This window comes from Saccharothrix longispora (assembly GCF_031455225.1).
In the GTDB taxonomy this organism is placed as follows: Bacteria; Actinomycetota; Actinomycetes; order Mycobacteriales; family Pseudonocardiaceae; genus Actinosynnema; species Actinosynnema longispora.
In genome coordinates, this window is the sequence record NZ_JAVDSG010000001.1 from 5,131,364 (window position 1) to 5,148,138 (window position 16,775).

At 73.4% G+C, this 16,775-nt stretch carries 13 protein-coding genes; 6 read left to right on the top strand and 7 right to left on the bottom strand.

Features of this window, described 5'->3' with window-relative positions; translation table 11 throughout:
* Positions 1–95: 95 nt before the first annotated feature.
* A complete protein-coding gene (locus J2S66_RS21065) occupies positions 96–1,298 on the top strand; it encodes an acetyl-CoA C-acetyltransferase (protein WP_310308930.1) in 1,203 nt (400 codons plus the stop codon).
* On the top strand, positions 1,298–3,361 hold the full coding sequence (locus tag J2S66_RS21070; RefSeq protein ID WP_310308931.1) for a 3-hydroxyacyl-CoA dehydrogenase NAD-binding domain-containing protein: 2,064 nt from the start codon (positions 1,298–1,300) through the stop codon (positions 3,359–3,361). Before J2S66_RS21065 ends, J2S66_RS21070 begins: the two co-directional genes overlap by 1 nt.
* Positions 3,362–3,512: 151 nt before the next feature.
* Here J2S66_RS21070 and J2S66_RS21075 read toward each other — a convergent pair whose 3' ends face one another.
* The 3 genes from J2S66_RS21075 to J2S66_RS21085 all read right to left on the bottom strand — a co-directional run bounded on the left by J2S66_RS21075 (position 3,513) and on the right by J2S66_RS21085 (position 8,861).
* Positions 3,513–6,941 (bottom strand): phosphodiester glycosidase family protein, encoded by a 3,429-nt coding sequence (locus tag J2S66_RS21075; RefSeq protein WP_310308932.1) that lies wholly within the window; start codon positions 6,939–6,941, stop codon positions 3,513–3,515.
* 99 nt (positions 6,942–7,040) lie between these two features.
* Positions 7,041–8,030 carry an AraC family transcriptional regulator gene (locus J2S66_RS21080; RefSeq protein WP_310308933.1) on the bottom strand — a complete coding sequence of 330 codons (990 nt, stop codon included), beginning with the start codon at positions 8,028–8,030 and terminating at the stop codon, positions 7,041–7,043.
* Positions 8,031–8,291: 261 nt separating this feature from the next.
* On the bottom strand, positions 8,292–8,861 hold the full coding sequence (locus tag J2S66_RS21085; protein WP_310308934.1) for a DM13 domain-containing protein: 570 nt from the start codon (positions 8,859–8,861) through the stop codon (positions 8,292–8,294).
* 127 nt (positions 8,862–8,988) lie between these two features.
* On the opposite strand from J2S66_RS21085, the gene J2S66_RS21090 reads away from it, so the two are divergent.
* From J2S66_RS21090 to J2S66_RS21105, 4 genes are all read left to right on the top strand, one after another.
* Positions 8,989–9,390, top strand: coding sequence for a hypothetical protein (locus tag J2S66_RS21090; protein ID WP_310308935.1), 402 nt, complete (start codon positions 8,989–8,991; stop codon positions 9,388–9,390).
* Between the two features lie 97 nt (positions 9,391–9,487).
* Positions 9,488–9,874 (top strand): hypothetical protein, encoded by a 387-nt coding sequence (locus J2S66_RS21095; RefSeq protein WP_310308936.1) that lies wholly within the window; start codon positions 9,488–9,490, stop codon positions 9,872–9,874.
* An 88-nt stretch (positions 9,875–9,962) separates the two neighbouring features.
* Positions 9,963–11,048, top strand: coding sequence for a GNAT family N-acetyltransferase (locus J2S66_RS21100; RefSeq protein WP_310308937.1), 1,086 nt, complete (start codon positions 9,963–9,965; stop codon positions 11,046–11,048).
* Between the two features lie 38 nt (positions 11,049–11,086).
* Positions 11,087–12,118 carry a LacI family DNA-binding transcriptional regulator gene (locus J2S66_RS21105; RefSeq protein ID WP_310308938.1) on the top strand — a complete coding sequence of 344 codons (1,032 nt, stop codon included), beginning with the start codon at positions 11,087–11,089 and terminating at the stop codon, positions 12,116–12,118.
* Positions 12,119–12,164: 46 nt separating this feature from the next.
* Here the strand turns inward: J2S66_RS21105 and J2S66_RS21110 are convergent, their stop codons facing one another.
* The 4 genes from J2S66_RS21110 to J2S66_RS21125 are packed head-to-tail and all read right to left on the bottom strand — an operon-like array spanning position 12,165 to position 16,685.
* Complete coding sequence (locus J2S66_RS21110; RefSeq protein ID WP_310308939.1) at positions 12,165–13,571, bottom strand: GH1 family beta-glucosidase; 1,407 nt, start codon at positions 13,569–13,571, stop codon at positions 12,165–12,167.
* A gap of 8 nt (positions 13,572–13,579) precedes the next feature.
* Positions 13,580–14,416, bottom strand: a complete 837-nt coding sequence (locus J2S66_RS21115) for a carbohydrate ABC transporter permease (RefSeq protein WP_306749826.1) — start codon at positions 14,414–14,416, stop codon at positions 13,580–13,582.
* A 5-nt stretch (positions 14,417–14,421) separates the two neighbouring features.
* Complete coding sequence (locus tag J2S66_RS21120) at positions 14,422–15,342, bottom strand: carbohydrate ABC transporter permease (protein ID WP_371320766.1); 921 nt, start codon at positions 15,340–15,342, stop codon at positions 14,422–14,424.
* 56 nt (positions 15,343–15,398) lie between these two features.
* Entirely contained in the window at positions 15,399–16,685 is a 1,287-nt protein-coding gene (locus J2S66_RS21125; RefSeq protein WP_310308940.1) for an ABC transporter substrate-binding protein, read from the bottom strand.
* Positions 16,686–16,775: the final 90 nt, after the last annotated feature.

Consider the following 16,775-nt stretch of genomic DNA (forward strand, 5'->3'; position numbering starts at 1 on the left):
CGACCGCTCGTGAACGTGATCGCGCACGGGGTGAGCTAATAAGTCACCTCGTGCGGTCATGGGCGTGGGCCGCGCGGCACCTTACCGTGAGGTGCATGAGCGAAGCCTTGATCTTCGACGCGGTGCGCACACCGCGTGGCAGGGGAAAGCGCGGTTCGCTGCACAGCGTGAAGCCGATCACCCTCGCCTCCGGGGTGCTCGACGCGCTGGCGCGGCGCAACGACCTGGACACCTCGGCGGTGGACGACGTGGTGTTCGGCGTCGTGTCGCCGGTCGGCGAGCAGGGCGCGGACATCGCCCGCACGGCGGTGCTGGCCGCCGGCTGGGACCTGCGGCCCGCGGGCGTGCAGCTCAACCGGTTCTGCGCGTCCGGCCTGGAGTCGGTCAACCTCGCCGCGGCGAAGGTGGCGTCCGGGTTCGAGGACCTGGTGGTGGCGGGCGGCGTCGAGTCGATGTCGCGGGTGCCGATGGGCTCCGACGGCGGCGCGTGGATGGCCGACCCGGAGACCAACATGGCGGTGAACTTCGTGCCGCAGGGCGTGAGCGCCGACCTGATCGCCACCCTGGAGGGCTTCGGCCGCGAGGACGTGGACGCCTACGCGCTGCGCTCGCAGCAGCGGGCGACGCTGGCCCGTGACAAGGGCTACTTCGACCGGTCGCTCGTGGCGGTCGTCGACCGGAACGGCTCCGTCGTGCTCGACCACGACGAGGCGATCCGCCCGGAGACGACGCTGGAGGGCCTGGCCAAGCTCAAGCCGTCCTTCGCGTTCCACGGCGACCTGGGCTTCGACGCCGTCGCGATCGACCGCTACCCCACCGTGGAGCGGATCGACCACGTCCACACGCCGGGCAACTCGTCGCAGATCGTGGACGGGGCGGCGGCCATGCTGATCGGCAACGCCCGGATCGGCGAGGACCTGGGCCTCACGCCCCGCGCGCGGATCATCGCCACCGCCGTCGTCGGCACCGAGCCCACGATCATGCTCACCGGTCCGGCCCCGGCGGCGCGCAAGGCGCTGGACAAGGCGCGGCTGGGCGTCGAGGACATCGACCTGTTCGAGGTCAACGAGGCGTTCTCGTCGGTCGTGCTGAGGTTCCAGCGGGAGCTGGACCTGCCCGACGACAAGGTCAACGTCAACGGGGGCGCCATCGCGCTGGGCCACCCGCTCGGCGCCACCGGCTGCATGATCCTGGGCACCCTGCTCGACGAGCTGGAGCGGCGGGACCTGCGCCGGGGCCTCGCCACGCTGTGCGTGGGCGGCGGCATGGGCATCGCGACGATCATCGAGAGGGTCTGATGGCCATCCACTTCGAGCGGGACGACGAGGGCGTCGTCACCCTCACGATGGACATGTCGGGTTCGGCGAACGTGATGAACGCCGAGTACCACGAGGCCATGGGCGAGACCGTCGCCCGGCTGGAGGCCGAGCGGGACCACATCACGGGCGTCGTGCTGACCTCGGCGAAGAAGACGTTCTTCGCGGGCGGCGACCTCAACCTGCTGATCCGGATCACCCCCGGGAACGGGAGCGAGGCGCTCGGGTTCCTGGAGGAGGTCAAGGCCCAGCTGCGGCGGCTGGAACGGCTCGGCAAGCCGGTCGTCGCGGCGATCGACGGCTCCGCGCTGGGCGGCGGGTTCGAGATCGCGCTGGCGTGCCACCACCGCGTCGCGCTGGACGACGACCGGATCAGGATCGGCCTGCCCGAGGCGACGCTGGGCCTGCTGCCCGGTGGCGGCGGCGTGACGCGGCTGGTGCGACTGCTGGGCGTGCAGCCCGCGCTGCCGCTGCTCATGGAGGGCAAGCAGCTGCGGCCCGCGCGGGCGTTGCAGGCGGGTCTGGTGCACGAGCTGGCCGCGACCCGCGAGGAGCTGGTCGAGAAGGCGCGGGCGTGGATCAGGGCCAACCCCGCGCCCGCGCAGCCGTGGGACGAGCCGGGCCACGAGGTGCCGGGCGCGCGGTTCGGCGACCCCGACCTGTACGGGCTGCTGGCCGCCGCCCCCGCCGTGCTGCGGAAGAAGACGCACGGCGCGTACCCGGCGCCGGAGAAGATCCTGGCCGCGGCCGTCGAGGGCGCGCAGGTGGACTTCGACACGGCGTTGCGGGTGGAGGCCCGCTACTTCGTGGAGCTGGCCACCGGCCAGGTCGCCAAGAACATGATCAACACTTTCTGGTTCCAGCTCAACGGGATCAACGCGGGCGGGTCGCGCCCCGCCGGGGTCGAGCGGTCGGCGGTGTCGAAGGTCGGCGTGCTCGGCGCGGGCATGATGGGCGCGGGCATCGCCGAGGTCAGCGCCAAGGCGGGCATCGAGGTCGTGCTCAAGGACGTGACGCTGGAGGCCGCGCGGCGCGGCGCCGGTGACACGCCGGGCATCACGCCGACCGACTCCGACGCCGACCTCGCGGGCTGCGACCTCGTCATCGAGGCGGTGTTCGAGAACCGCGAGCTGAAGAACCGGGTGCTGCCGGCGGCCGAGGCTGCGGCGCTGCCGGACGCGGTGATCGCGTCGAACACCTCCACGCTGCCGATCACCGGCCTGGCGTCCGCCGTGTCCGACCCGACCCGGTTCATCGGCCTGCACTTCTTCTCACCGGTGCCGAAGATGCGGCTGGTGGAGATCATCCGCGGCGAGCGGACGTCGGACGAGACGCTGGCGCGGGCCTTCGACTACGTGCTGCGGATCGGCAAGACGCCGATCGTGGTCAACGACAGCCGCGGCTTCTACACGTCGCGGACGTTCGGCACGTACGTCACCGAGGCCGTGTCGATGGTCGCCGAGGGCGTGTCGCCCGCGCTGGTCGAGAACGTGGCCAAGCGGGCGGGCATGGCCGTGGGGCCGCTGGCCGTGTCGGACGAGGTGACGCTGACGCTCCAGCTCAAGATCCGGGACCAGGCGCTGGCCGACGACCCGGCGGCGGCGGGCGCGCTGGGCGACCACCCGGCGTTCGCGGTGCTGGAGGAGCTGGTCGCCGAGGGCCGCACCGGCAAGTCCGGCGGGGCGGGGTTCTACGAGTACCCGGAGGGCGGCCGGAAGTTCCTGTGGCCGGGGCTCTCGCGCTACGCCGAGGCGGACGCGGGCGTGACGGAGAAGGACGTCGAGGACCGCCTGCTGTTCATCCAGTCGCTGGAGACCCTGCGGTGCCTGGACGAGGGCGTGCTGACGTCGGTCGGCGACGCGAACGTCGGCAGCGTCTTCGGCTTCGGCTTCGCGCCGTGGAGCGGCGGCACGGTGCAGTTCGTCAACTCCTACGGCCTGACGAGCTTCGTCGAGCGCGCGGACTACCTGGCCGACACCTACGGCGAGCGCTTCCGCCCGCCGGCCTCCCTCCGCGACCGCGCCGCCACCAACACCCCCTACTGACCCGCGAGTCGTAAGTCCAAGCCCCGCGAGTCGTAAACCCGGGCCCCGCGAGTCGTAAGTCCAAGCCCTCCGAGTTCCACGTTCGCGCACCGCGATCGATCGCGAACGTGGAACTCGCGGGGCGCGAACTTACGACTCGCGGAGCCTGGGTTTACGACACGTTGACGGTGGTGTGCCGGGTCGTGCCGTTCACGGTGACGGTGACGGTGACCCCGGCCGGGCGCAGTGCGGTCAGGGTGCCGGTGCGCGGGTCCAGGTGGGCCGCGTGCCAGGGGCGGAGGCCGGTCGGCGGGCCGACGTGCAGGTTCGGCGAACCCGACCAGTCCGCGCTGACCGGGTGGTCCACCGGGACCTGGCGGGACCCCTGGGTGACGGTGGCCGTGACCGGGACCGACGTGCCCACGCGGACGGCGGGCGGCGCGGTCAGGGTCAGCGCGTCCACGTGCGGGCGGACCTCGGCGGCGATCCAGTCGTCACCGGGGTGGCGGGCGCCGACGCCGAGCATGGTCCAGCCGGTGAACCCGCCGCGGCCCGCGTCACCGGCGGGGGCCTTGCCCGAGTTGCCGTTCACCAGGTACGGCACGCCGTCCACCCGCGAGGCGTGGAACAGGCCGACGTGCCCGCCGACGAACGCCGCGCCCTTGCCGGTGGTGCGCCGGAAGTCCGCCAGCCAGTCCTCCACCAGGTCGGCCTCCAGCCGGTCCGACAGCTGACTGCCCCTGGTGGGCGTCGGGTCGCGCGGCGGGTGGTGCTGCACCACGACGACCGAGCCGACCGCCGAGTGGTCGCGCAACGCCTCGCGCAGCAGCACGGCCTGCTCGAACCCGCCGCCGCGCAGGGTGCCGGTGGACGAGTCGAGCAGCACGAACCGCGTGCCCCGGTGGTCGAACACCCGGTGCGTGGCGCCGAACTCGCGGCGGAAGTTCTCGATCGTGCCCGGCCCCATGATCTCGTGGTTGCCCGGCGCGTAGTACCAGGGCAGCTCGTCGCCCAACTCCTCGGTGAGCACGCGCCGGGCCAGCGCGAGGTCCTCGGGCGACGCCTCGTCGACGAAGTCGCCCGCGATCACCAGGAAGTCCGGCCGCTGCGCCTTGACCTCGCGCAGCGTGCGCCGCGCGGCCCGCACCAGGGCGCTGTCCGGGTCGCGCGCCACGAACTGCGCGTCCGACAGCACGGCGAACCGCCACGGCCGGTCGGCGACGGTGCCGTCCGCCACGACCACCCGGTCCTCGACCGGCTCGGTGACGGGCAGCTCGACGCTCGGCGGCACCTTGGCCACGATGTCGTCCACGAGCACCTCCCCCGTGTACTGGCGGTCAGCGCTGGTCTCGATCGTGTAGAACCTGTTCACCCGCAGGGGGAACGCGAGCGCGGCGGGCACCGGCACCTCCAGGTACCGCCACCCCGTCCAGGTGATGTGCGGGCCGTACAGCGACCGGCTCTGGCCCGACGCGTCGGTGACGGTGAACGCCGTCCACTCGCCGCGGCCGTGGCCGTGGACCCACGCGCCGAGCGCCAGCGGCTGGCCGGGCACCTCGATCGGCGCGGGCGGGACGGCGTAGGCGGTGCGCGTGCCGGTCGACCGGGTGAAGTCGTAGGTCATCCGCAGGCCGGGACCGGTGCGCCCGGCCGCGGGTTCGACCCGGCCGGAACCGCGGGCCGACCCGAACGTCCAGGACGCCCCGTCGTCGAACCCGGCGACGAGCCGCTCCTCCAGGCCGACGGTGACGGGCACGCGCACCTCGTGCGCCCCGACGCGGGCCACGACCGTCGTGGCGCCCGGCGCGAGGGCGGTGACCGCCAGCCGGCCGTCCCGGGGCACGACCCGGACCACGGCCGGGTCGTGCTCCAGGACCAGGTCGGCGGGTTCGACCGGCGCGGTGAACCCGTCGCCGTCCCGGCCGACCACGCCGACCTCCCCGGTGGCGCCGACGTCGGGCAGGCTCAGCCGCGCGGTCGTCGCGGACAGGCCCGCGAGCGGTCCCAGCACGGTCAGCGCGACCTCGCCGGACACGCCGCCGCGCCGCGCGACCGCGGTGGTCGTGCCGGGCCGGGAGGCGCGGAACACGCCGTCGCCGCCCACCCGGCCCACGTCGGGCCGCGTCGTGCGCCACTCGTGCCGCTCGTCGCGCGCCGGGCCGTAGGTCTCGTCGTACCCCTCGGCGACCAGCGGCCTGGTCAGGCCGGGGAAGACGCGGTCGGGCCGGCCGCCGGGGACGGTGCCGTCGCCGGGCGCGTCGCGCGGGTCGAGGGCGGTGCCGACCCGGAACCCGGTCAGCTCGCCGCTGCCCTCCGGGGCGTACAGGGCCAGCCCGTTGGGCACGGGCCGCTCGCCGCCGTCGGACGGGCTGTTCTCCACGCTCACCGACTCGGCGCCGGGCCGGCGCGCCAGCAGCGTCGACGAGCCGCCGCCGTCGAGGTTGAGCGCGTTGTGCGCCCCCATCTCCTTGAGCACCGAGGCGACGTCCCGGAGGCTCAGGCCCGGCAGGTACGCCGACTGGCGGCCGTCCACGGTGAGCAGGAACATCCGCTCGCCGGCGGCGTCGAAGCCGACCGCGGTGCGGGGGTTGAGCGGGTCGTCGGGCGCGACCACGACGCCGTTCTCGACCAGCAGCTGGTTGCCGCCGACGGCGGCGCGCAGGGCGGTGCCGTCGGCGGCCTTCGCGGTGTGCTCCAAGGCGACCCGCTCGCCCACCTCCAGGGTTTTGAGCACGTCGGCGCCCGCCTCGCGGCCGACGAGGACGAAGCCGTCGGGCGGCACCGGGTCGTCGCCCGCGCGGTCGCGCAGCTCGGCGACGACGCCGCCGCGCACCACGACCTCGGTGACGCCGGTCGCGCCCCGCACGGCGCGCGCCCGGCTGTAGGAGCCCCACAGCGGGTCGAACACACCGATCCCGCCGTTCCGGACGAGGAGGTTGTTGAGCTGGTCGAGGCGGATCGTCGTGCCGTCGGCGCGGGTGACCCGGCCGTCGAAGAGGACCTCCATCACGCGGCCGACGCCCGCCGCGTCCACCCCGGCGGCGCGGCGGTGGTCCGCGTCGGGCGACTTGACCGTGCGGCCGCCCTGGACGCCCACGCCCCGCGGCGCGTCGGAGTTGTCGATGTCGAAGAAGTCGCCGTTGACGGCGGCGACCGCGCGGGTCCGGTCCGCCTGGGCGGACAGCGGTTCGGCGGCCGAGACGGCGCCGGGGTGCAGGTAGTCGACGCGGGTGCCGGCGGTCAGGTCGACGGTCAGCGCGTCGCCGCGCACCCAGCCGCCCACGTCACCGGGCTCGTACCAGTCGAAGGAGTCCAGGGTGACGCCGGGCGCGACCGGGCGGGTGCTGCGGGCGGTCTCGATCCGGCGGGCCGGGTCGACGGCGAGGGCGCGGCCGACCGGCGGTTCGAGCAGGTCCGGGGCGGACTCCGCCCGCGTCGACACCGGGGAGGTCGACACCGGGGAGGTCGACACCGGGGAGGTCGGTGCCGAGGCGACCGGGACGGGAGGGGCCGGCGGTGCGGCGTGGGCGTCGGGCAGGGGCAGGAGGAGGGCCGCGGCCAGGGAGGCGGCCACGGAAGCGGAGCGAGGACGTGGGGTCACGGGCACTCCCGCGGGGTGTGGTGACGAGTTTTCGCGATATCAGTGCACCGCGTTGGAGATTCGCCGGACACGTCCGTTCGGCCGCAGTTCCGCACCGGGTCAGCCGGCCCCGCCCCGGTAGGCGCCGGGGCTGGCGCCCGTCCAGCGCTTGAACGCCCGGTGGAAGGCGCTCGCCTCGGAGAAGCCCAGCCGCAGCGCCAGCTCCTCCACCGATTCGCCGCCCCGCACGAGGCTCGCCACCGCCTGGTCGCGCAGCAGCTGCTCGCGCACCTCGCGGAACGACGTGCCCTCGGCCGTCAGCCTGCGGCGCAGGGTCGGCGCGCTCACGCCGAGCCGCGCGGCGACGTTGTCCAGGCCCACCACCCCGCCGCCGAGCATCCGCCGGACCTGGCCGGACGCGTCCGCGCCGTAGTCGCGCCGGGACAGCAGCTCGGCGGGCGAGTTGCGCAGGAACCGCCGCAGCGCCGCCTCGTCCTGCACGACCGGCATCCGCAGGAACCGCGTGTCGAACGTGAGCGTCGTCGTGGGCGCGCCGAACCTCAGCGGCGCCCCGAAGATCAGGTGGTACTCCGCGCCGTGCGGCGGTTCGGGATAGGCCAGGTCGACGCCGCGCAGCGGGATGCGCCGCCCGATCAGCCACGACGAGAAGCGGTGCCACAGCACCAGCAGCGACTCGACCAGGAACCGGTCCGGGTCGTCCACGTCCTGCGCGGCCAGGGTGAACGCGGCGGCGCCGTCCCGCTCGCCCAGCGCCATCGCCGGCCGCACGTCGAACAGCCCGTAGAACGCGAGCCCGCGCCGCAGCGCGTCGTCCAGCGACGGGCAGTGCACCGCGAGCAGGCACATCGTGGCGAACGTGCCGCGCTTGCTCGGCCTCGGCCCCAGGCCCATGAACTCGTCGCCCAGCACGTCCCACAGGGCCCTGACCAGCGTGGAGTACTGCTCGGGCGTGACCCTGGCGCGCTCGTCGCCCAGCAGCGCCTCGCCGATCCCGGCGGGTCCGAGGAACTCCGCGGGGTCGTGACCGCGCCGAACGGCCCCGCGCAGCGCGGCGGTCACGTAGTGGATGGCGATGGTCCTGGTGAGCATCGCACCCAGTGTGCATCAGGTGCGGCGTGCGTCACGTCCGGGGACCGTGTGCGGCGGCGCGGCTCGGGGAGAGAGGTGCCGCGCCGCCGCCAACGGGTGGCCCACCCCAGTGAGCCGGCTCCTCGTCGGTGGGGCATCCGCCCGCCCACCCACGAGGGACGTTGTGCTGCCCATCACTCTATGTGGTCTAGACCAGATACGTCAATACGGCGAAAAGCCCAGAACCCGCCCGGGTCGCCGGGTTCGTGTTTCCGCGCGGTGTCACGACTGTTCCAGGGGTGCTACGGCGAACCCGGCGGAAAACCTCTCGCACCAGATCACGACGCTGCGGACGGCGTCCAAGGCCGTTCCGGCCGGCACTTCGTAGACCTGATCGCCCCGGTTCGCCCGCAATTTCCCCAGGTTCGTGAAACCGGAGCCGAACGCGGATTCCGGCGAGTCCGAGGGCTTGTCCGACAGGTACACGTACAGGTCCGGGCCGTCGCTGGTGTCCAGCGACTCGAACTGGACGGCGTGCCCGCCGCCCGGCAGCCGGACCAGCGTCGCGCTGCCCGTCGTGGCGTGCTCCAGCGAGCGGAACGGGCCGGAGGCCAGCGCCACCGGGCCCGCCGGCGTCGTGGTGGTCGGTGCCGACGCGGTGGACGCCGACGTGGTGGACGCCGACGTGGTGGACGCCGCCGACGTGGCCGGGGCCGTCGCGACCGGGACCAGGAGGGCCTCGTCGGCTGTCCGGTCCGTCCACAGCCGCCACGGCTGGAACAGCGCCACCCCCACGACGAGCCCCACCACCACGACACCGGCCACCACGGTCACGACCACGCGCTTGGACATCGTCCGCCTTCCTCGTCCGTCCCCGGTCGGGGACTCCCGACAAGCCTGGCGAATCGGGCGTCACCCGTGTCCGCGAATCGCCTTACGAAGTCCTGACGTCGCGCGGCGGCGTTGTTAGGGTCAGCCGGTGGACGAAAGGGCGGGGTTGGCGGTCGTGTGTGCGCTGATGCTCGGGTGCGCCCTGTTCGGCTCGTTCCCCAGCCCCGTGCCGCTGCTGTTCGCCATCGCGGCGGTCGGCGCGGCCAACGCCGCGTTCCCGCTGATGCGCACGTTCGGCTCCGCGCTGCTCGGCGGGGTGTCGGCGGCGAGCATCGGGTTGGCCCCGGTCCCGTTCGTCACCTGCTCGTCGGAGAAGTTCACCGAGGTGTTCACCTGTACGGGTGATTCGCCGACCTGGCACATGACCGGTGCGGTGCTGGTGGCGGGCCTGTCCGGGGCCGGGCTGGTGCTGGCGCGCGTGCTGGGCACGGCTGCGCTGGAGCGCAGGTTGGCGGCGCCGCGACGCGGGGAGCGCGGGGAACGCGGGTGACCGGGGCGGGCCCGGGGCCGCCGTCGCCGCTTCCGCCGGGCGGTACTGTTCTGCCGCTCGGCGTGTGCGGCACGGATGCGTTCTGAGGAGGACTGCGGTGCGGGTGCTGTGGGCGACGTGCGGCCTGGCCGTGGCGGCGTCGGCGCTGACGGGGGTCCTCATCGGCTTGTACATCGACGCGTCGGCCGGCGGCGCGGACGCCGACACCCCCTCCTCGACCTGGATCACCGGTCGCCCGTCGACCACCACGTCGTCGACGCCGAGCCTGGTGACCACCGACGCGGTGACCGCGCCGTCGAGCTCGACCACCACGACGACGGTGAGGACCACGACGACCACCACACCGGCACCGGTCGCGCCGCCACCGCCGCCCGTGGAGACCACCGAGGCGCCGCCGCCGGTGACCACGACCACGAAGACGCGCAGCACCGAGTGGCCGTGCAGCCCGCTCAACCCCCTGCCGCCGCCCTCCTGCCGGGACTGACGCCGGGCCGGCGGGACCGCCGGGATCGTCAACGGGCCCGAAACGCCCGCGTCCCCGATCGGCAACCTCGCCGCAGCAGCCTGGGCGCATGGAGCCCACACCGAAGACCTGGCGGCTGCGCGTCGAGCTCGACGACAGCCCCGGCGCGCTGGCCCGGATCACCACGAGGCTGGCCGACCGGGACTGCAACGTGCTGGCCCTGTCCGTGATCCCGGTGCCCGGAGGGGTGCTCGACGAGCTGGTCGTGCGGGGCGGCGACCCGGACCTGCTGCCCGCCGACCTGGTCGCGGCCGTGCGGGCCGAGGGCGGCCGGTGCGTCGGCATCACCCGGGCGGACGTGCGCGACCTGGTGGACGCGCCGACGGCGGCCCTGCGCGCGGCCGGCCACGCCGTGCGCGACCCCGGCACGCTGTGCGAGGCGCTGCGCGCCGTGCTGGCGGCCGACTCGGTGGTCGCCGTGCCCGACAGCGGCGTCGAGGACCCCGGCGAGAACTGCGCGCGACTCGTCGCGCGGGACGGCACGGTGGTCGTCGCCCGGCGCGGCTGGGCGCCGTTCACGCAGGTGGAGCTGGCGCGGGCGCGGGCGCTGCTGGACCTGCTGGCGGGCGGCGGCGTGGTCGCGCCGCAGCCGACCGCGCTGGTCACCGCGGACGGCATGGCCGTCGTGCTGCGGCCCGGCCGCACGGGTGACGAGGACGCGGTGGCCGCGCTGCACGCGCGCTGCTCGATGGGCACCCTGTTCAACCGGTACCACGCGGGGGTGCGGACCGTGCCCAGGCGCTGGCTGCACCGGCTGCTCAGCCCGCCGCGCGGCACCACGGTCGTCGCCCACTGCGCCGACCGGGTCATCGCGCTCGGCCAGCTGATCCCGATGTCCACTCCGGACAGCGCCGAGGTGTCGCTGCTGGTGGAGGACGCCTGGCAGGGGCGGGGAGTGGGGACGGCGCTGCTCGGCGCGCTGGCCCGCACCGCGCGTGCCGCCGGGTACGCGGAACTGGTCGGCTGGTGCCTGCCCGCGGAGACCGGGCTGGTGCGCACGGCGGCCCGCGCGGGCCTGGTCGCGTCGACCCGCCGGGAGGACGGCCTGCACCGCGTGTCGATCTCCGCGACCGGGGTGGGGATCGCCCGTCCGAGCGTGCGTGAGAGCGCTTCCCAACAGATCGCCTCGGGCTAAGCTGGACCTCGTACGGCGATCGTCGAGGAGTGGTGCTCGTGTCCGTCCAATCGCACAGCGCCCGGCCCACGCTGGAGGACGTAGCGGCGAAGGCTGGCGTTTCCCGTGCGACGGCGTCGCGGGTGCTCAACGCCTCACCCAGGGTGAGCCCGGAGGCGCACGAGGCGGTCACCGCGGCCGTGGTGGAGCTGGGCTACCAGCCCAACCACGCCGCGCGGGCCCTCGTGACCAGGCGGACCGGCGCGGTGGCGGTGGTGTTCTCCGAGCCGGAGCCGAAGATCTTCGACGACCCGCACTTCGCGTGGCTGATCCGCTCCGCGGCGCGCGCGCTCGCCGACGCCGACGTGCAGATGGTGCTGATGCTGGTGCACTCGCCGCAGGACCAGGCGCGCGCCGAGCGGTTCCTGGCCGGCGGGCACGTGGACGGCGCGCTGATGTTCGTCCCGCACAAGGGCGACCAGATCCTCCAGGCGACGCGCAAGCTGCCGCTGCCCGCCGTCTTCGCCGGCCGCCCGTGGGGCTCGCTGCGCGGCCTGCACCTGGTGGACCACGACAACGAGGGTGGCGGCCTGCTCGCCACCGAGCACCTGATCTCGATGGGGCGCGAGAAGATCGTGTCGGTGACGGGTCCGTTGGACGAGCACTCGGCGATGGACCGGCTCGCGGGCTGGCGGCTCGCGGTGGGCGCCGACGACGAGACCACGGAGCTGATGACCGAGGACGGCGGCTTCTCCCGCGAGGGCGGCAAGCGCGCCATGCAGGCGCTGCTGGCCCGGGTGCCCGACCTCGACGCCGCGTTCATCGCCTCCGACCACATGGCGGCGGGCGCGCTGGACGCGCTGCGCGAGGCGGGCAGGCGCGTGCCGGAGGACGTGGCGGTCGTCGGCTTCGACGACCACCCGATGATCGCGCCGCACACCACGCCCTCGCTGACCAGCGTGCGCCAGGACACGACCGCCCAGGTGCGGCACATGGTCACCCACCTGCTGCGGCTGCTGCGCGAGGAGCCGGTCAAGGCGCGGCGCGAGGTGCTGCCGACCACCCTGGTCAAGCGCGAGTCCGCGCCGTAGCGGGCCGGCCCCTCCCCTCGGAGGGCCCGGCCCGCCGGACCCGGCGTCACGCCACGTCGTACCCGGTCGCCGGCACGGCGTTCGCGCCCACCACGCGGGCGAGGGTGCGGCCGCTGCGCTTCACCGTGCGGACCTGCGTGGCGTAGTCCACGTGCACGATGCCGAACCGCTGGCTGTACCCGGCGGCCCACTCGAAGTTGTCCAGCAGCGACCACGCGAAGTACCCGCGCACGTCCACGCCCGCCTGCACCGCCCGGTGCACGGCGCGCAGGTGGTCGACCAGGTAGCGGGTCCGCTCGACGTCGTCCACCTCGCCGTCCACGACCTCGTCGGGGAACGCCGACCCGTTCTCGGTGACCACCAGCGGCACGTCGACGTCCCGGCCCAGGCGTTCCAGCAGGGCGGTGAACGACGACGCGTCCACCTCCCAGCCGAACCCGGTGACCTCCCCCCGCGCGGGCAGGAACTCCACCCCGCGCAGACCGGGGTGCGGGCCGCCGGGGACGAACGCCGGGTCGTCGGACAGCGCGACGCGGGTGGGGCTGTAGTAGTTGACGCCCATCCAGTCGATGGGCGCGGCGATCACGTCCAGGTCGCCCTCCCGCACCACCGCGGACCAGTCGCCCAGCCACGCGGTGTCGGCCAGCACGTCCTCCGGGTAGCCGCGCCCGGCCAGCGGGTCGAGGAACAGCCGGTTCTGGAGGCCGTCGACGCGGCGGGCCGCCTCGGGGTCGGAGTCCGGCGTCACCGAGCAGAAGTTCAGCACGATGGAGAGCCGGTGGTCGGCCGGCGCCTGCGCGCGCATCGCCTCCACCGCCAGGCCGTGGCCGAGCAGCAGGTGGTGCGCGGCCTCCAGCGCGCCCTTCGGGTCGACCACGCCGGGCGCGTGGACGCCGTCGGCGTACCCGAGGAACGCCGAGCACCACGGCTCGTTGAGCGTCGTCCACAGCTGCACCCGGTCGGCCAGGCGCTCGTGCACGAACGCCGCGTAGTCGGCGAACCGGTACGACGTGTCACGCGACCGCCACCCGCCCGCGTCCTCCAACGCCTGCGGCAGGTCCCAGTGGTAGAGCGTCGCGACCGGGCGCACGCCCCGGCCGAGCAGCTCGTCCACCAGGCGGTCGTAGAAGTCGAGCCCCCTCGGCTCGACGCGGCCGGCCCCGGTGGGCTGCACGCGCGGCCACGCGACGGAGAACCGGTAGGCGCCCAGGCCCAGCCCGGCCACCAGCTCCACGTCCGAGGCGTAGCGCCGGTAGTGGTCGCACGCCGGATCGCCCGTGTCGCCGCCCAGCACCGCGCCCGGGCGCGCCGCGAAGGTGTCCCAGATGGACGGTCCGCGCCCGTCCTCGGTGGTGGCGCCCTCGATCTGGAACGCCGCCGTCGCCGCGCCCCACAGGAAGTCCGGCGGGAAGCGCAGCAGGTCGACCTCGGTGGCCGGGTCGGTTGTCGTCATTCGAGTCCTCACCCCTTGACCGCGCCCTGCATGATCCCGCCGACGATCTGCCGCGCCAGCAGGAGGAAGATCGCCACGACCGGCAGCACCGCGAGCGACGCACCGGAGAGCATCAGCGAGTAGTCCGTGTAGTAGCCGCTCGCCAGCGTGGACAGCGCCACCTGCACGGTCGGGCTGTCGTTCGGGTCCAGCACGATCAGCGGCCAGAAGAAGTCGTTCCAGGCCGTCATGAACGTGAACATGCCCATCACCGCCGCCTGCGGCCGCACCGCCGGGAACGCGACGTGCCAGAACGTCCGCAGCACCGAGCACCCGTCCACCCGCGCGGCCTCGACCAGCTCGAACGGCACGGACTCCTCGCACGCCTGCCGCATCCAGAACACCGAGAACGCGCCGATCAGCGCGGGCACGATGACCGCCTGGAGCGTGCCGTACCAGTCGAGGTCCGACATCAGCATGTAGAGCGGGATCACGCCGAGCTGCGTGGGCACCATGGACGTGCCGACGACGACCAGGAACAGCGCGTTGCCGCCCCGGAACCGCAGCCGGGCGAACGCGAAGCCCGCGAGCGTGCCGAGCACGACGTTGCTGATCGCCACCGTGCCCGCGACGACCAGCGAGTTCTGCATGGCGAGCCAGAAGTCGACGGTGTCGAACACGCGGGCCAGGTTCTCGAACAGGTTGCCGCCCGGCACGAGCGACGGCACCGCCTCGCCGAGCGCCGAGTTGTCCTTGCTGGCGATGAGGAACGAGTAGTAGAGCGGGAAGACCGACGCGAGCAGCACCACGACCAGCACCGCGTAGGCGAGCGGTCCGGCCTTGGTGGCGGAGAACTTCGCGCGCACCGGCCTCACCCCTTCGACGCGATGCGCCGCGTCACCGCGAAGTTGACCATCGCCACCACGAGGATGAGCAGGAACAGCACCCACGCGATGGCCGACGAGTAGCCCGCGTCGAACAACCGGAAGCCCTTCTCGTACAGGTACATCACCAGGGTCTGGAACTGCCGGTCGTCGCCGCCGGTGCCGGTGGCCGTGCCACCCGGGTCGAACAGCTGCGGCTCGACGAACAGCTGCATGCCGCCGATGGTGGACACGATGACGGTGAACAGGAGCGTCGGCCGGATGCTCGGCACGGTGATCGACCAGAACACCCGCCACCGGGACGCGCCGTCGAGCATCGCCGACTCGTACATGTCCTTGGGCACGGACTGCATGGCGGCCAGGTAGATGAGCGCGTTGTAGCCGACCCACCGCCACATCACCATCGAGCTGATGGCCAGGTGCGAGGCCCACGTCTCGGCGCGCCAGTCCACCGGGTCGACGCCGACCAGGCCGAGGAGCGAGTTGACGATGCCGAAGTCCCGGCCGTAGAGCTGGGCGAACACCAGTGCCACGGCGGCGACCGAGATGACGTTGGGCAGCAGCACACCGGCCCGCCAGAACGCCCGGCCGCGCAGGCCTCGGTCGAGCAGGGCGGCCAGGCCGAGCGCGGCGAACAGCTGGGGCACGGTCGAGAGCAGGAACAGGCTGACCGTGTTGCCCAGCGCGTTCCAGAAGTTGCCGTCGGAGAGCAGCTCGGCGTAGTTGGCGAGGCCGGTGAAGCCCTGGTCGCCGTCGATGAGCTGCCAGTCGTGCAGGGAGACCCAGGCGGTGTAGAGCAGCGGGTACAGGCCGAAGACGCCGAACACCAGGAAGAACGGCGCGATGATCAGGTACGGCGTGTACTTGCCGTCCCACCGGGTGAGCTTGTCCCGCCACGACAGGCGCACGGGCGGCGGGACGGGCGTCGTGCCCCGTCCCGCCGCCGTCCGTTCGGGCGCGACCGTCACTTGGCGGACGCCGCCTTCGCCTCGTTCACGGCCTGCTCCCACGCCTCCGCACCGGACTGCTTGCCGGTCTCCACGCGGGAGAGCGCGTTGTTGAACATCGGCGTGACCACGGAGTCCTTGGTGCCGCGGTAGGTCGGCTTCAGGCTCTCGGCGGAGTTGCCGAAGATCTGGCCGACGGGCGCGGAGTTGAAGTACTCGTTCGTGGTCGCGGTGACCTCGGGGTCCTGGTACGCGGCGGGCTGGCTGGGCAGGTTGCCGGTCTCCTTGAAGATCCGCTTCTGCTGCTCGGGCGCGGTCAGCCACTTGGCCAGCTCCGCGGCCTCCTTGACGTGCTCGCCCTGCTTGGGCACGGCCAGGAACGAGCCGCCCCAGTTGCCGCCACCGCCGGGCGCGGCGGCGACGTCCCACTTGCCCGCGGCCTCGTCGCCGGCGCCGGCCTTGATCAGCGCGAGCGCCCACGCCGGGCACGTGGTGGTGGCGAAGGACGCCTGCTTGAGGGCGACGTTCCAGTCCTGGCTGAACGGGGCCAGCGCGCCGGTCTGCTTCTTCTCGCCGAGGCTCGCGGCCAGGGTGAACGCCTTCTCCACCTTGTCGTTGGAGTCGGCGATGAAGCCGTCGTCGGCCTTGGCGAAGTAGCCCTCCTCGGTCTGGTCGAGGATGGCCTTGTAGACGTTCTGGGCGGCGTCGACGAACTTCTTGTCCGGCGTCTTGGCGGTGAAGGTGTCGGCGACCTCCAGGTACTTCTCCCAGGTCGGCCAGAGCTTGCCGACCTCCTCGCGCTCGACGGGCAGCCCGGCGGCCTGGAACAGGTCGCGCCGGTAGCACAGGGCGAGGCTGCCCATGTCGGTGCCGAGGCCCAGGACGAACTTCCCGTCGTCGGTGGTGCCCTGGTTCCACTTCCAGGCCGCCCACTGGTCCTTCAGCTCCAGGGCGCCGTGGTCGGCGAGGTTGACGAACTTGTCCTTGGACTGGCGGAACTGGGCGATGTTGCCCTCTTCGATCGCCACGATGTCCGCCGCGCCCCGGCCGCCCGCGAGCTGGGTGGCGAGCTGCGTGTGGTGCTGCTCCATCTTGACCGTGCGCTGCTCGATCTCGATGCCCGGGTGTGACGCCTGGTACTCCTTGATCAGGTTGGTGAACCCGAAGTCGGAGAAGATGCCGATCGACAGCTTCACGGTGCCGTCACCCGCGTCACCTCCCCCGCCACCGCAGGCCGCCACCAGCGTGGCGGTCAGGGCGACCGCGGTGATCGCCGTCGTCCGGCCGACCGAAGTCCTGCTCATCCGTCCTCCTCGACGCACTCGCCGGGAACCGCCCGACGTCGTGAGAGCGCTCTCATGAGAGCGCTCTCACCCTGTGACCCCCGGCACGGC

What these genes read in the sequence shown, in the direction of transcription:
- J2S66_RS21065 (WP_310308930.1), top strand. Translation starts at nt 96, where the DNA reads ATGAGCGAAGCCTTGATCTTCGACGCGGTGCGCACACCGCGTGGCAGG.
- J2S66_RS21070 (WP_310308931.1), top strand. Translation starts at nt 1,298, where the DNA reads ATGGCCATCCACTTCGAGCGGGACGACGAGGGCGTCGTCACCCTCACG.
- J2S66_RS21080 (WP_310308933.1), bottom strand. Translation starts at nt 8,030, where the DNA reads ATGCTCACCAGGACCATCGCCATCCACTACGTGACCGCCGCGCTGCGC.
- J2S66_RS21085 (WP_310308934.1), bottom strand. Translation starts at nt 8,861, where the DNA reads ATGTCCAAGCGCGTGGTCGTGACCGTGGTGGCCGGTGTCGTGGTGGTG.
- J2S66_RS21100 (WP_310308937.1), top strand. Translation starts at nt 9,963, where the DNA reads ATGGAGCCCACACCGAAGACCTGGCGGCTGCGCGTCGAGCTCGACGAC.
- J2S66_RS21110 (WP_310308939.1), bottom strand. Translation starts at nt 13,571, where the DNA reads ATGACGACAACCGACCCGGCCACCGAGGTCGACCTGCTGCGCTTCCCG.
- J2S66_RS21125 (WP_310308940.1), bottom strand. Translation starts at nt 16,685, where the DNA reads ATGAGCAGGACTTCGGTCGGCCGGACGACGGCGATCACCGCGGTCGCC.